At 71.8% G+C, this 15,164-nt stretch carries 11 protein-coding genes and 1 pseudogene; 6 read left to right on the top strand and 6 right to left on the bottom strand.

Annotated features, from left to right (window positions below):
• Positions 1-61: 61 nt before the first annotated feature.
• Positions 62-544 carry a DUF456 domain-containing protein gene (locus ABZ880_RS19720; protein WP_361264228.1) on the bottom strand — a complete coding sequence of 161 codons (483 nt, stop codon included), beginning with the start codon at positions 542-544 and terminating at the stop codon, positions 62-64.
• Positions 545-590: 46 nt separating this feature from the next.
• Positions 591-1,579: pseudogene (locus tag ABZ880_RS19715) on the bottom strand (helix-turn-helix domain-containing protein).
• Positions 1,580-2,070: 491 nt separating this feature from the next.
• On the opposite strand from ABZ880_RS19715, the gene ABZ880_RS19710 reads away from it, so the two are divergent.
• On the top strand, positions 2,071-3,576 hold the full coding sequence (locus ABZ880_RS19710; protein WP_361264225.1) for a protein phosphatase 2C domain-containing protein: 1,506 nt from the start codon (positions 2,071-2,073) through the stop codon (positions 3,574-3,576).
• A gap of 71 nt (positions 3,577-3,647) precedes the next feature.
• Positions 3,648-5,390: a pyruvate dehydrogenase gene (locus ABZ880_RS19705; protein WP_361264222.1), complete on the top strand. Its 1,743-nt coding sequence runs from the start codon at positions 3,648-3,650 to the stop codon at positions 5,388-5,390.
• Positions 5,391-5,551: 161 nt separating this feature from the next.
• Here ABZ880_RS19705 and ABZ880_RS19700 read toward each other — a convergent pair whose 3' ends face one another.
• Entirely contained in the window at positions 5,552-6,925 is a 1,374-nt protein-coding gene (locus tag ABZ880_RS19700) for a helix-turn-helix domain-containing protein (RefSeq protein ID WP_361264219.1), read from the bottom strand.
• A 174-nt stretch (positions 6,926-7,099) separates the two neighbouring features.
• Here ABZ880_RS19700 and ABZ880_RS19695 point away from each other — a divergent pair, with 174 nt between their 5' ends.
• Both ABZ880_RS19695 and ABZ880_RS19690 read left to right on the top strand, forming a co-directional pair.
• Positions 7,100-7,711 (top strand): hypothetical protein, encoded by a 612-nt coding sequence (locus tag ABZ880_RS19695; protein WP_361264216.1) that lies wholly within the window; start codon positions 7,100-7,102, stop codon positions 7,709-7,711.
• A 111-nt stretch (positions 7,712-7,822) separates the two neighbouring features.
• Positions 7,823-8,287 carry a hypothetical protein gene (locus ABZ880_RS19690; RefSeq protein WP_361264213.1) on the top strand — a complete coding sequence of 155 codons (465 nt, stop codon included), beginning with the start codon at positions 7,823-7,825 and terminating at the stop codon, positions 8,285-8,287.
• Positions 8,288-8,293: 6 nt separating this feature from the next.
• On the opposite strand, the gene ABZ880_RS19685 is transcribed toward ABZ880_RS19690, so the two are convergent.
• Positions 8,294-11,302 (bottom strand): glycoside hydrolase family 38 C-terminal domain-containing protein, encoded by a 3,009-nt coding sequence (locus ABZ880_RS19685; protein ID WP_361264210.1) that lies wholly within the window; start codon positions 11,300-11,302, stop codon positions 8,294-8,296.
• A gap of 187 nt (positions 11,303-11,489) precedes the next feature.
• Between ABZ880_RS19685 and ABZ880_RS19680 the strand changes: the two genes are divergently transcribed.
• Positions 11,490-11,969, top strand: coding sequence for an ATP-binding protein (locus ABZ880_RS19680; RefSeq protein WP_361264207.1), 480 nt, complete (start codon positions 11,490-11,492; stop codon positions 11,967-11,969).
• A 70-nt stretch (positions 11,970-12,039) separates the two neighbouring features.
• Here the strand turns inward: ABZ880_RS19680 and ABZ880_RS19675 are convergent, their stop codons facing one another.
• A complete protein-coding gene (locus ABZ880_RS19675) occupies positions 12,040-13,077 on the bottom strand; it encodes a DUF2637 domain-containing protein (protein ID WP_361264204.1) in 1,038 nt (345 codons plus the stop codon).
• A 303-nt stretch (positions 13,078-13,380) separates the two neighbouring features.
• Complete coding sequence (locus ABZ880_RS19670; RefSeq protein ID WP_361264201.1) at positions 13,381-14,229, bottom strand: (2Fe-2S)-binding protein; 849 nt, start codon at positions 14,227-14,229, stop codon at positions 13,381-13,383.
• A gap of 157 nt (positions 14,230-14,386) precedes the next feature.
• On the opposite strand from ABZ880_RS19670, the gene ABZ880_RS19665 reads away from it, so the two are divergent.
• Entirely contained in the window at positions 14,387-15,151 is a 765-nt protein-coding gene (locus ABZ880_RS19665) for a GntR family transcriptional regulator (protein ID WP_361264198.1), read from the top strand.
• Positions 15,152-15,164 lie beyond the last annotated feature (13 nt).

The following is a 15,164-nucleotide window of genomic DNA, read 5'->3' as shown; positions in this document are numbered from 1 at the left end:
CAGCCAAACACGCCTGCCTTGCCCGCACATCGGATCGTCGGCCTAGGCCCCTGGCCCTACGTCAGCCCCACAGCACCGCGCCCACCCACGCGCCCGCGACCAGCAGACAGGTGAACAGCTCCACGAGCACGCTGGAGCCGCCCGAGCGCATCACGTTCCGCAGCGCCGCCATCGCCTCGCCGTGCCGGCCCAGACGGCGGCGTTCGTACAGGTAGATGCCGCCCATGAAGCCGGGGATCGCGCCGAGCACGGGCACCAGGACGAAACCCAGGAACGCGCCCACCCCCGCGTAGACACCCATCCGCGGAGTGGCGCCGCTCGCGCGCAGCCGTCTGGCCGGCAGCGCCCAGCGCACCACCTGGGAGCACAGCAGCGCGACGGTGGCGCCCACCAGGACCCACCAGGAGACCGGCTGCGGATCCTTCAGCGCCCACCACAGGACCGCGGCCCACACGAGCCACGACCCCGGCGCCCCGGGCACCAGCACTCCGCACAGGCCGAGCAGGAGGACCAGACCGACCAGCAGGAGGTCCCACACTCCCATCTGTCCAGAGTGCCCGAGGCCAGGAGGAGACGCAGGTCAGCCCTGTTCAGACGGTACGGTCCCGGGCCACCCAGCCGCGCTCGTACACATGCCGGCCCAGCTGCAGCCGGGTCGTCACGCCGGTCAGCTCCATCAGCCGCTTCACCCGGCGCTGCACGGTCCTCAGGCCCAGATCCAGCTGTTTGGCCACGCTCGCGTCCGTCAGCCCGGCGAGGAGGAGGGACAGGATCTCCAGGTCCGTGGCGTCGGGGCCGTCCGCGGCCTGCTCGGTGACACCGGACGCGCCGAGCCGGAGCGGCAGTGCGTCCCGCCACACCGACTCGAACAGCCCGGACAGCAGCTCCAGCAGCCCGCTCGCGTGCACGACCAGCGCGGCGGGCTCCGCGGTGTGCGAGGTCAGCGGCACCAGGGCGAGCGACCGGTCGGCGACCACCAGCTTCGTCGGCACCCGGTCCACGACCCGCACCTGCTCGTCCCGGCCGAGCGCGGCGGACAGCTCGCCGATCCCGTGCGGCAGGTCCAGCACCGACCGCTCGACCACCACCCGGTAGCGGACCCCGCGCCCGGCCGCCTGCTCCTCCGCCTGGTTGTCCGGACCGGAGACGACCACCGGATCGCCCGTGACCAGCGCGCACACCTCCTCGCTCGCCCCGAGCTGCAGCTGCAGGAAGCGCTGCGGACCGCCGCCGCGCCGATCACCACCTCGACCAGGTCGTGCACGGCGGGCTCGGCCGCCGCCGCCCGGTACTCCTCCGCGAGCAGCGCGGCCGCCAGCTCCGCCTTCTCCAGCTCGTGCCGCTGCTGGGTGAGCAGCGCGCCCAGCGCCACGCCCGGCGGGGCGGCCACCCAACGGCCCGGACGGGCCGACGACTGGGCGGCCAGCCCGTGCCGCTCCAGCCGGCGCAGCGCACGCTCCGTGTCGTACTCGCCGAGCGTCAGCCGCCGGGCCAGATCCGGCACGTCGGCGGCGCCCACGGTCACCAGTGCCCGGTACGCCGACTCGTGCGTCTCGTCCAGTCCCAGCACTCCCAGCATCAGGTGTCGCCCCTCCCCGAAGACCCGCTCCCCTGAAGCGCGCAATGTGCGGCATGGCGGAAAACAGCCACGGCGCAAACCCGCCTCGGCGCATCATCGCCGCATCACCCGCCACTCTGCCAAGGTGTCGCCACGGCGGTGTCGACCACTGCCTGCCCGGGAGAGAACACGAACGTGACTCACAGCTGATCTCCAGGCAGGCAGGTCACACTCATGGCCGGTCCGCACGCATGCGGGGGCGTGTTCCGGTCACTCAGAACGTGATCCGGGCCCGAAGCGTGCCGTCGGCGCACCGACGGCACGAAGGGGATCCGGGCCCGGGTCACTCCGGCGTCGCCGGGCGGTTCTCCCGTGGGGGGTGGAGCCGCCCGGTGACTTTCCCGCATCGCCGTTCGACGACTCACTCGACACGCCGTTGCGGCGCGGAGCACCCGGCCGGTTTTTCCCGATGCCCCGTTTTCATACGGCCCGTGCGGTGGACAATTAGGGGCATGAGCCAGCAGGGGGGAAGGCCCACCGGTCACGAGGACGACTGGTGGGGGCAGCTGTACGACGACTCCACCGAGGACACGGGCCCCGCGCCCGCGCCCGACACCCTGGACGACCGCTTCGCGTCGGCGGCGGGTGCGGTGCAGCCGGGAGTCCCCGCGCCGCGGCCCGGCGGCACCGAGGTCGCCGATGCGCCGGTGCGGGCCGGGGTGACCGCGAGCGACGGCAGTGCGCCGACATCCGACGGCGGTACGCCGACATCCGACGGCGGTACGCCGACATCCGACGGCGGTACGCCGACATCCGACGGCGGTACGCCGACAACCGACGGCCGTACCTCCACCGAGACCCCCGGCACGACGGCCCCCGCCTCCCGCATGCCGCCCGACGCCTCCGGTCCCGCGTCCCCCGCCGCCGCAGAGGCGGTCGCCGCCCCGCCGGACACCGATGCCGTCCCGGCCGACGCCCCGGAAGACGCCGAGGCCGACCCCCTCCCGGACATCCGTACCGCCACCCACCTCGACCTCCCCACCCTCCCCCCGGCCCCCGTCGACTACGTCGGCTCCGGCCCGCCCACCTACGACGCCGAACCCACCGCCCTCCCGCCCGCAGACCCCGACGACCTGGACGACCTCGTCGCGGACACCGTGCTGGACGGCGCCCGTTACGGGGCCTGCACCCTTCGGGCGGCTTCGGTGCGCGGCGACTCCGCCCGCTACCGGGGCGAACCCCGACGCGACTCCCTCCTCACCGCCCGCTTCGGCACCGGCGAACACGCCCTGATCCTGGTCGCGATGGCGACCGGCGCCCGCGCAACGCCGGGCGCCCATCGCGCCGCCGCCGAGGCCTGTCACTGGATCGGGCGGGCCATAGGCCGCAGTCACGCCCGGCTCGCGGAGGACATAAGCGCCGGCCGCCGCGGCGACCTCAAGTCCGGCCTGCACCGCCTGACCGACCGCAGCCTCGGCAAACTCCGCGCCAGCGCCGCCGAGCAGGGCATCGAGCCCGAGGAGTACTCCGCCACCCTGCGCTGCCTGCTGCTGCCCGCCGACCCCGAGTGCCGTACGCGCGTCTTCTTCGGCGTCGGCGCGGGCGGACTGTTCCGCCTCAGGGACGGCGCCTGGCAGGACATCGAACCGCAGGTCACCGACACCACCGGCGAACCGGTCGTCGGCTTCGGCTCGCTGCCCGCCGAGACGCCCGAGGGCGACCGGCTCACCATGGACCTGGGCATCACCACACCCCCGAGCCCGTACGACCCCGCCCCCGAACCGTCCCGCGAACCCTTCCGCTTCCGCGCCTCGGTGGCCCACACGGGTGACACGCTGCTGATGTGCACCGGCGGCCTCGCGGAGCCGCTGCGCGGCGAACCCGACCTGTGCCGCTATCTGACCACCCGGTGGTCCGGCCCCACCCCGCCCGGCCTCGCCGCGTTCCTCGCCGACACCCAGGTCAGGGTCAAGGGATACGCGGACGACCGTACGGCCGCCGCCGTTTGGGAGGCGTGAACGGGGCGCCTGTGGATTGATGGAACCCGGAGGGATCCCACACGACCGGAGACCGAAGGGGCACGACAGCCATGGCCAAGCAGAACGTCGCCGAACAGTTCGTCGACATCCTCGTCCGCGCCGGGGTCAAGCGCCTCTACGGAGTCGTCGGCGACAGCCTCAACCCGATCGTGGACGCCGTACGCCGCAACGCCGCCATCGACTGGGTGCACGTACGGCACGAGGAGACCGCCGCCTTCGCCGCCGGCGCGGAGGCCCAGATCACCGGCAAGCTCGCCGCCTGCGCGGGTTCCTGCGGCCCCGGCAACCTCCACCTCATCAACGGCCTGTACGACGCCCACCGCTCCATGGCCCCCGTCCTGGCCCTCGCCTCCCACATCCCGTCGAGCGAGATCGGCCTCGGCTACTTCCAGGAGACCCACCCCGACCAGCTGTTCCGCGAGTGCAGCCACTACAGCGAACTCATCTCCAGCCCGAAGCAGATGCCGCGGCTGCTGCAGACCGCCATCCAGCACGCCGTCGGGCAGTCCGGGGTCAGCGTGGTCTCCCTCCCGGGCGACATCGCCGACCAACCCGCCCCCGACAAGGCCGCCGAGACCGCCCTCGTCACCTCCCGGCCCACCGTCCGCCCCGGCGACACCGAGATCGACCGGCTCGTCGAGATGATCGACGAGGCCGAGAAGATCACCCTCTTCTGCGGCAGCGGTACGGCGGGCGCGCACGCCGAGGTCATGGAGTTCGCCGGGAAGGTCAAGTCACCGGTGGGGCACGCCCTTCGGGGCAAGGAGTGGATTCAGTACGACAACCCGTACGACGTCGGCATGAGCGGCCTGCTCGGCTACGGCGCCGCCTACGAGGCCACCCACGAGTGCGACCTGCTGATCCTGCTCGGCACCGACTTCCCGTACAACGCGTTCCTGCCCGACGACGTCAAGATCGCTCAAATCGACGTCCGGCCCGAGCACTTGGGGCGCCGCTCCAAGCTGGACCTGGCCGTGTGGGGCGACGTACGGGAGACGCTTCGCTGTCTGATCCCGCGGGTGGAGGAGAAGCGCAACCGGCGTTTCCTCGACAAGATGCTGAAGAAGCACGCGGACGCGCTGGAGGGGGTGGTGAAGGCCTACACCCGCAAGGTGGAGAAGCACGTGCCCATCCACCCCGAGTACGTCGCCTCCGTGCTCGACGAACTCGCCGACGAGGACGCGGTGTTCACCGTCGACACCGGGATGTGCAACGTCTGGGCCGCCCGCTACATCTCGCCCAACGGCCGCCGTCGCGTCATCGGTTCCTTCTCCCACGGCTCGATGGCGAACGCCCTGCCGATGGCGATCGGCGCCCAGTTCACCGACCGGAAGCGGCAGGTCGTGTCGATGTCCGGGGACGGTGGATTCTCCATGCTGATGGGGGACTTCCTGACCCTCGTCCAGCACGACCTCCCGGTGAAGGTCGTCCTCTTCAACAACTCCTCCCTCGGAATGGTCGAGTTGGAGATGCTGGTGGCCGGACTGCCGTCCTACGGCACCACGAACAAGAACCCCGACTTCGCGGCCGTGGCCCGCGCCTGCGGTGCCCACGGGGTGCGCGTCGAGAAGCCCAAGGACCTCGCCGGAGCCCTGAAGGACGCCTTCAAGCACAAGGGCCCGGCCCTCGTCGACGTCGTGACCGACCCCAACGCGCTGTCCATCCCGCCGCGGATCAGCGCCGAGATGGTCACCGGGTTCGCCCTGTCCGCGTCGAAGATCGTCCTGGACGGCGGGGTCGGGCGGATGCTCCAGATGGCCCGCTCCAACCTGCGGAACGTGCCGCGGCCCTAGGGCCCTTCTGATGGATCTCCGCGGCGTCGCGACGCCCGGCACGCCCTCTCGCCGCACCGGTCAAAAGCCCTAGTAGCTCCGCTACGAGGGCTTCCGCCCGGCACGCCGAGAGCACGCACCGAACGCCGCTCCTTCTCCCACGGAGATCCATCAGAAGAGCCCTAACTGTCGTACGGGACCCAGGCGCGCCCGCCGGAGTCGTTCGTGCCGTACCAGTAGCGCGGCATGCCCTTGATGCTGCTGGTGCGGAACGGGCGGCCGTGGTCGTCGATGCGGATCGTGCCGGTGCGGCCCTGGGAGGACCAGTCGAGTTCGAGGTACCAGCGGGCGTCGTAGGTCTGCGTCGTCGCGTCGATCAGCAGCACCTCCGGGTCCTCGGCGGAGACGCGGTACGGGAAGTGCACGGCCGGGACGGTGTGTTCGCTGTCGGCGCCGTCCTTCGGGCGGGCGATGGGGCGGTCGACGTCGAGGTTCACGGTGAAGCTGCGGGGCGTGAGCTCGCCGCCGCAGCCCTGGTCCATGGCGTACGCGTTCCCGGCTGCCGGGTTGCCGCGGCTGACGATGCGGACGCGCAGCGCCTCCAGGACCACGGCCGTGGAGGACCGCCCCTGCACCGAGACCTGCACCAGCGTCTGCCGCCCGTGCACCGCGCCCTGAGTCGCCGCCCACGTCCCGGCGTCCTGCTGGACCGGGGGCGGGGGGACCTGCGAGGTCGGCTTGTCGATGACGTAGTCGTGGCCGCAGCCGCCGAACCAGACCTGTGAGTCGGCCGTCCAGGCGAGGGGCACGCCGGTGGCCGGTTTGCCGGCGCCGGTGGGTTCCGTGCCCGGAGTGGACGAGGCACCGGCTGCCTTGTTCCTGGTGCCGGGTGAGGACGAGCCACCGGAGGCGGTGGGGGAGGTGCTCGTGGACGGCTTCGTCTTCGACGAGTTGTGGGGTGCCGTGGGAGCGGTCCTGCGGGGCCCGGAGGAGGAGTCAGGGGCGGCCGTGTCCGAGGAGTGGCCGGTCGAGAGGGCGGACAGGCCACCGAGCGTGGCGAGCAGCGCGCACGCGACGGCGGTCGAGGCGAGGACACGTCGGCGGCGGTACCAGGCGCGGGGAGCGGGGGAGGGTGTGGGCTCCGGCTCCCTGGTCGTGTCCGGTACGGCGCCGACCTCGATGCCGGCCTCTTCGACGGCGGCCGGTGTCGGATCCTCCCCGTCACCCACCTCCTCGGCCGCACCCCCTGCCCGCACCCGCTGCCGGGCCGCCAGCGCCGACAACCACAGCCGGTGCAGCTCGAGCCGCTCCTCCGGTGTCGCCTCGCAGAAGGCCGCGAGCCGCTCCACGGGCGCGAAGTCCTGCGGTACCGCCTCGCCCGCGCAGTACCGGTGCAGCGTGGAGGTGTTCATGTTGACGCGGCGGGCCAGGGAGCCGTAGCTCCGGTCCGTACGGTCCTTCAGCCGGCGCAGCAGCGCCGCGAACTCCTCGACCTCGTCCCGAGTCGACACCGTTCCCCCGTTGTCCGCCCGCGATCCCGTATCCCAGGCACTCATATACCTGCACGTCAGATGGGCTGGGATGGTTCCACCGTCGCCAGAAGGGCGGCAGTCGTTGCGCCGGGCCGTTGTGACCGCCGATGCTCTTGGTGTCGCACCGACCAGGGCCGGACCGACCTTCCGGCGTCGGGCGACAACCGACACCCATGCACTCATTCACGGGGGACATCCATGCCCAAGCGCACCGGAGCAGGCGCGCTCATCGCCATCGCCGTCACGGGTCTGACGGCGGCGCTCGCCGGTTCGGCAACCGCCGCCCCGAAGGCGCCCGGCTTCCTGGCGGCGGCCGATCTGCCGCCGCACCCGAGCTCGTCCTGGACGGCCGGCAAGGTCACCACCGGCGTGCCGGAGGAGACGGACTGGGACACCTGTCTGCGGGCGCTGCCGGGCCACGAGTCCGCCTGGCACCGCGACTTCCGCACGGACCTCGACACGAACGCCCGGCAGATCACCGTGGTGCTGCCCGACACCCGTGCGGCCAAGCAGCTGACCTCGTGGCTGAACAAGGACATCAAGTCCTGCGCGGCCCGGATCGAGCAGCAGGACCCGGACACCGAGGCCACCGGCAAGGACTACGGGAAGCTCGCCGTCGAGGAGGGCGCCCATGTGTACGGCGTCCACACCGAGACCTCCGGGGGGTCGAGCGACGTCCGTCTCCTGTCGGTCGGCCGGGACGGCCGCACCGTCACGGTCGTGAACTGGGCGCAGTTGGGGGGCTTCAAGGGCGCCCCGGTGAAGGCCTTCAAGAAGGCGACCACCACGGCCGTGAACAAGCTCCACTGACCGCACGACCAGGGCCGCCCTCTCGCCTCGGGGGTCGGGAGGGCGGCCCACAGCACAGCTCGACCACTCGATCACTCGATCACTCGATCACTCGAAAACGGGGAACCGAACATGAACAGCAAGACCCGCACCGCCCTCGCCGCCGGCGTCCTCGCCGTCGCCCTCGGTCTCGGCGCCACCGCCCAGGCGTCTTCCGCCGGCACCCCGCGCAGCGTCAGCGGCAAGCCGGCCGACAACATCACCCGCATCGCCGACTTCTACGGCGCCTACATCGACGCGGTGACCGACGAGGACAGCGGCAACCTGGGCGAGGCCCTGCGCGCGCACTACCTCACCGCCGGCTTCCAGAAGGCGCTGAACGCCTGGGAGGAGAAGAACCACGCCGACGGCGTCCTGCGTGCCCAGAACGTCCCGCTCGCCTGGAAGGTCACCGACAACGGCAGCACCGCCAAGTACACGGAGGCCGTCATCACCTTCACCTGGAGCAAGTCGAGCACCAGCAAGGTGGTCGTCGACATGACCCGCGACAGCCGCCAGATCTTCCGCATCGGGGAGAAGGGCATCGGCGGCAAGTAGCGGTGGTCACGCCGGCCGCAGCCGCACGGTGAGGATCTGGAACGGTCGCAGCTCGAAGGCCAAGTCGCTTTCGTGCAGCGGCCGTTCCAGCAGGTCCGTCACCTCGGCCCGGTCGACCGGGAACCCGGGCGTCAGCGTGGCCCGCGCCCGCCCGCCCCGGGACTCGTACAGCCGTACCACCACATCCCCGCTGCGGTCCTCCGCGAGCTTGACCGACTCGACGGTGACCCCGGGATGGTCCACCCGCACCAGCGGCTCCACCACCGGCGCCCCGGCCACCCGCAGCGGCAGGTTGAGCGCGAGCCCCTCGGCGACCGCGTGTCCGACGTCCGCGCCCGGCAGCAACGCATAGGTGAAGCGGTGCGCGCCCAGGTCCGTCTCGGGATCGGGGCTGTGCGGGGCGCGCAGCAGGGTGAGACGTACGGTCGTGCCCAGGCCGTGTTCGTGCGGGGTTCGGGTCACGTCGTGGCCGTACGTCGAGTCGTTGAGGACCGCGACGCCGTAGCCCTCCTCGGCGACCCGGAGCCAGCGGTGGGCGCAGATCTCGAAACGGGCCGCGTCCCAGGACGTGTTGGCGTGCGTGGGGCGGTGGACGTGCCCGAACTGGATCTCCGCCGTGGAGCGTTCGGCGTGCACATCGAGCGGGAAGGCGGCCTTGAGAACCTTCTCGGACTCCTGCCAGTCGACGTCGGTGACGATGTCGAGGCGCCCGGCCCCGGCCGCGAGGCGGATCTCCTGGGTGATCCGCGACTTCCCGAACGTCCGCGTCACCCGCACCGCCGCCCTGAGCGGCCCGTCCTCCACCAGTTCCACCGACTCGACGTCCGTCAGGTCCGTGTGCCGGCGCCGGTAGTGCCGGTCGATGTCCCAGGCGTCCCAGGCGTTGGGATGGTCGGGGTGCAGCTGGAGGAGGTTGCCCGGGCCGGACAGCACCTCGCGGTCGGCGGCGAGGTCCCGTACGGAGGAGATCAACCCCTGGGCGTCCACGGTGACTCGGAGCCGGGAGTTCTCCAGTACGTGGGTGCCGCCGTCCTCTTCCGCCCGGACGACCTCGCCCGCCGCGCCCGCGACCGGCGCACTGCCCAGGCCCGGCACGGTCACCAGGACGCCGCCGGCGACCTCCGTCCGCTCGTACGGCGAGGCGTTGAACACCACGGGCCCGCCTGTCCCCAGCGCCTCCACGGCCGCCGCCGTGAGCTCCTCCACCTCTGTCAGCACCTGCGCATACGTGTCCCGTGCCTCCCGGTGCACCCAGGCGATCGACGAGCCGGGCAGGATGTCGTGGAACTGGTGCAGCAGCACCGTCTTCCACAGCCGGTCCAGGGCGTCGTGGGGGTAGGCGTACGACGGATTGCGTACGGCGGCTGCGGTACACCACAACTCGGCCTCGCGCAGGGCGTGTTCGGAGCGCCGGTTGCCCTGCTTGGTCTTCGCCTGGGTGGTGTACGTGGCCCGGTGGAGCTCGAGATACAGCTCGCCGGACCAGACGGGGGCCTGGGCGCCGTACTCCTCCTCGGCGGCCGCGAAGAACGCGGACGGCTTCTCGATCTCCACCCGGGGTGAGCCCTCCAGGGAGCGCAGCCGGCGGGCCTTCTCCAGCATTTCGCGGGTCGGGCCGCCACCGCCGTCGCCCCAGCCGAAGGGGACGAGGGAGCGGGTGGCGCGGCCCTTGTCGGCGAAGTTGCGTTCCGCGTGGGCGAGTTCGCGGCCGTGGAACTGGGAGTTGTAGGTGTCGACGGGCGGGAAGTGGGTGAAGACGCGGGTACCGTCGATGCCCTCCCACCAGAAGGTGTGGTGGGGCATCTTGTTGGACTGGTTCCAGCTGAGTTTCTGGGTGAGGAACCATCGGATTCCGGCCAGTTTCGCGAGCTGCGGGAAGGCGGCCGTGTAGCCGAAGGAATCCGGCAGCCAGATCTCCTCCGTCTCGACGCCCAGCTCCTCGGCGAAGAACCGTTTGCCGTGGACGATCTGCCTGGCCAGCGCCTCGCCGCCGGGCATGTTGGCGTCGGACTCCACCCACATCGAGCCGACGGGGGCCCAGTTGCCGTCCTGCACGGCCTTCTTGATCCGCTCCCAGATGTGCGGCTGGTGCTCCTTCACCCAGGCGTACTGCTGGGCCTGCGAGCAGGAGAACACCAGCTCGGGGTAGTCGGCGGCGAGCGCCGTGACGTTGGCGAAAGTGCGGGAGGCCTTGCGGACCGTCTCGCGCAGCGGCCACAGCCAGGCCGAGTCGATGTGCGCGTGCCCGGTCGCGGAGATCCGGTGCGCGCTGGCCGAGGCGGGAGCCGCGAGTACGTCCGCCAGCGCGGCCCGGGCCGCTTCCGCCGTACCGGAGACGTCGTGCAGGTCGAGCGTGTCGAGCATGTCCTCCAGGGCGCGCAGGACCTCGTGCCGCCGGGGGCGGTCCATGGGCAGCTCGTGCATCAGCTCCGACAGCACCTCGACGTCCAGGACCAACTGCCACACGGACTCGTCGAGTACGGCGAGGTCGGCAGAGCGGAATCGGTAGATGGGCCGATCCCCGGCGGTCAGCACGTCGCCCAGCTGCGTAGGCGTGAAACCGTGCAGCACCGCCGGATTGGCCGCCGCCTCCAGAAGCAGATGCACCGGTTCGCCTCCGCTCGCCGGGGCACCGACGGTCAGGTGGCGATTGCGGGGGTGAATGCCCTTCAGCGGGACGCCCGCCTCGTCGTACAGCAGCCCCTCGGCCTGGAAGCCGGGGCCGTCGCCGGTGAATCCGGGGTCGATCACCGCCTCCACACGGCGGCCCGCCCACTCCTCGGGCACCCGGCCGGTCAACCGGAACCAACTCGTCGACCAGGGCGTTCCCCAGGCCGTTCCGGTTGTGAAGGACTCGTAGGCGGCCTGCAGTGCCCGGTCCACCGGCACCGGCTCACCCGGCACATGCCACACCGACAGCACCAGCGGCACCCGGTGCGCGTACTGCGCGGGTCGTACGAACTGCCCCATGGCCCGCTCCAGGCGCGCCTCCACCAGCGTTCGGTCGTCGTGCACGGCGGCTCCCTCGACGCTCGGACGGCTCAGCCCCAGGGTGTCACCTACCCGTCGGGAAGGGGCGCATCCGTGGCCGAACACCTGGTCGTTGAGGATTCGACATGACTGGCGCGTGCCCCATGGGGCATGGATCCCGTGAACGTGTTCGACAAGGAGGGGAACCGACATCGGCACGCGGGCGGGGGTCATGAAGAGGCAGGCACGAGGCGGCGGTCCCATAGCGGTAGGGGCCTCCTCGGCGAAGACAGTGGAGGCAAAGACCGACGGCGCAGAACGGGGGCAGCCGTCCCAGCTGCGGCAGAGACTGGGCCGGGCGGACCTGAAGGCCGTGCCCGAGGCGCGCAGGGCGCTGCGCGAGCTGTTACGGCAGTGGGGCCGGCCCGGACGGTCGGAGATAGCGGAGCTGCTTACGAGCGAACTCGTCACGAACGCACTCATCCACACCGACCACGACGCGGTTCTCACGGCCACGGTCTCACCCCGCGGGCTCAGGGTGGAGGTGAGGGACTTCGTGGCCCGCAGACCCAGACTGCGCGTACCGAACGCCGACGACGGTACGCACGGCAGAGGCCTGGTCCTGGTGCAGTCCCTCGCCGACGCGTGGGGCGTGCGCACACACGGGGTGGGAAAGGTGGTGTGGTTCGAACTCGACGCCGGAATCGCGTGAACGGGAAGGGGCGTGACCGAATGGTCACGCCCCTTCCCGTGCCGGCTGTGCGCCGGGCTTCAGTCGGGCCTCAGCCGAACTGCTGCTCGAGGTCCTTGAGCTTGCGCTCCAAGGAGTCCAGGCGCGGCAGGGCCATTGTGTCGTCCTCCGCGGTGAGGTCGACGGTGACCGATTCAGAACCGCCCTTGCGGACGGGCTGGAGTGAGGGCCGGGAGCGTACGGGCAGCGGTTCCGGCGCGGATATGGCAGGCTCCGCGGAAACCGAGGCGCGCTCCAGGGCCTGGGGCTCCACCTGGCGTCCGCCGCCGCGGCCGATGAACCCGCGGTGGCCCCGGCTGATGGCCTTGAGCTGGGCGCGCTCCAGACGGTCCGCCTCGCGTCGGCGCAGCCGGTTCGTCTCCTTCTGCCGCTGGTCCTCGCGCACCTCGTCGACCGCCTCGTCCAGGCTGCGCACGCCCTCCAGGAGCATCAGCGACCAGGCCTTGTAGGTCTCGCGCGGGGCCCGCAGCCAGCGGACGATACGGATCTGCGGCAGCGGACGCGGCACCAGGCCCTGCTCGCGCAGTGCGGCGCGGCGGGTCTGCTTCAGCGCGCGGTCGAACAGGACGGCCGCAGAGAGCGACATCCCGGAGAAGAACTGCGGAGCGCCCGCGTGGTCGACACCTCGGGGCGCGTGCACCCAGTTGAACCAGGCGGCCGCCGCCGCGAACGTCCACACGAGTATCCGGGAGCCGAGCGCCGCGTCGCCGTGGCTGGCCTCGCGCACCGCGAGGACGGAGCAGAACATGGCCGCACCGTCCAGGCCGAACGGGACGAGGTACTGCCAGCCGTCGGTGAGGCCGAGGTTCTGCTCACCGAAGCCGACCAGGCCGTGGAAGGAGAGTGCGGCGGCCACCGCCGCACAGCAGAACAGAAGGACATACGAGGCGGTGCCGTATATGGCCTCCTTGCGCCTGCGGCGCTCCTCGCTGCGCTCCCACGAGTCGTCCTTCGCGTGCTCCCCGCCGGACCGCTTGCTGCGCGCGAGCACCGCCACCGCCGCCAGCATGCCCAGGAGCAGTACGGCGCCCGGAAGCAGCCAGTTCAGCGATATGTCGGTCAGTCTCATCTGGGGTCCCTTGCATTGGGATAGGGCGTAACGCCCGCCATAGTGGCCCAATCCCACCGGCCCTCAGGGGGTTTCGGGGCAAGAGGCCGCCAAGGAAGTGCAAGGGGATGCCCAGGGCGACGTTCTGCTCGAACTGCCGCTTGAGGGGCGGGAGTTGAGTTCGAATAAGACTACCCGTACGGATGGTTCCACGGAAAGTTCCTGCGGCAAGTGAGGAAGTTGTGAATTGCCTGTAACCGGGCGGGCGCCTTGTTCGCGGCTGATCTTACGGGACGGGTGGTGACCGGTGTGCCTGAGGGGGTCTCAACTCGCGGCGGCGGCCAGCAGCTTGGTGACCCGGTCCGCGTCGCATGTGCGCGGGCAGGTGGCACAGGTGTCCTCGGGGCGCACCGTGTAGAACATGCAACAGCTCGCCCGGTCCCGGGTGGGCACCGCCTCGCCGTCCGGTCCGGTCAGCTCCCGGAAGGCGGCCGAGCCGACGTAGGGCCGGGTCGCGCCCGGCAGCAGCGCCTCCAGTTCGCGCATCGCCCGCTGTTCCTCGCCGAGCAGATGAGCGACGTACCAGAGCCCCTCCACGACCTCGTCGGTCGCCATGCCCCACAGGGCCCGCCCGCGCCGGCGCATGCGCGGACCGAAGCCGGCGAGGACCGGTTCGAGGTGCTCGGCCGCCGCGGCCCGCACCTCGGCCCGCAGCGCCTCCTCGTCGGCGACGACCCGCGCGCCGGGCAGCGCGGCGGCCGGATCGCCGGGCAGACAGGCGAAGCCGTCCGCCCGCACGGCCAGGCGGCCTATGGAGAGGCCGGGGACGCTGCGGTCGTAGGAGACGTCTGTCACGGGAAAGCGGGGCACGCGGCGATACAGGAACCACGGCACGGTGATCAGGAGGCAGGCGGGCCAGGCGTAGCGGTGCAGCCCGAAACTCGCCACCACGTCCGGCCGCGCCCGCTGCCCGTAGTCGCGCAGCACCTGTGCGTCGTCCCAGGCCAGGAAGGCCTCGAGGCCGGCCCCGCCGTCCGCGAGCGAGGCGGCGGAGACCCAGCCGGCGCCCTCGGGGGCCGGCTGCCCGGCGTCGAGCTCTGTGATCTCCAGTCCCAGGAAGACCCCGGTCAGGCGGGCGTACGCGTCCGAGAGGGCCGAGCGGGACACAGGCATGCGGGACCGCCCAATCCGAGATCGCCAAAAGGTAAGCCTTACCTTACCCGTGATCGTCGGTGTTTGAACTGACGGCTTGTGCGCCTATGGTTCTTGACGGACGAGTAACAACCCGCCGTAATGACCCCAAGTACCGACACATCCGGAGGAGGCCCCCGTGGAGCAGAGCATCCGTACGGGGACGCCCCGGGTGCCGCCGCAGGCCAGGGCCGCGGACGTGGACCGCCAGCGGGGCGTCGCCCCGGCGGACACCCGCGGCGAGCACACGCACAGCGAGACGCCGATTCCCGGGCCCCGCCCGGTGCAGCGGGCCTCCGTCCGCGGCCAGATCCTCGAGGCCCTGCGCACCGCGCTGGTCGCCGGGGAGCTGAGGCCGGGCGAGGTCTACTCGGCGCCCGCGCTCGGCGAGCGGTTCGGGGTGTCCGCGACGCCCGTACGGGAGGCGATGCAGCAGCTCGCGCTCGAGGGCGCCGTCGAGGTCGTGCCCAACCGGGGCTTCAGGGTGGTCGAGCGCGGGGCGCGGGAGCTGGCCGAACTGGCCGAGGTCCGCGCCCTGATCGAGCTCCCGGTGATGCTGCGGCTGGCCCGTACGGTCCCCGCCGAACGCTGGGCGGAACTCCGCCCCCTCGCCGAGGCGACGGTCCGCGCCGCGTCCTCCGGCTGCCGCGCGACGTACGCCGAGTCCGACCGAACCTTCCACCGCGCGCTGCTGGCCCTCTCGGGCAACGAGCAACTGGTCCAGATCGCCGACGACCTCCACCGCCGCTCCCAGTGGCCCCTGGTCGGCGCCCCCGCCTCGCGCGGCCACGCCGACCTCCTGGCGGACGCGGTGGAACACGCGGCACTCCTGGACGCGTTGATCGCCCGCGATCTGGACGTGGTGCGGTCGCTGGTGGGGGAGCACTTCCCGGGGGCGTCCTGACGGCTGCGGGCCG

It is taken from the genome of Streptomyces sp. NPDC047043, assembly GCF_040644055.1.
Classification (GTDB): domain Bacteria; phylum Actinomycetota; class Actinomycetes; order Streptomycetales; family Streptomycetaceae; genus Streptomyces.
The sequence above is the reverse complement of the archived record's forward strand: the minus strand, read 5'-3'. Positions and strand labels throughout refer to the sequence as shown.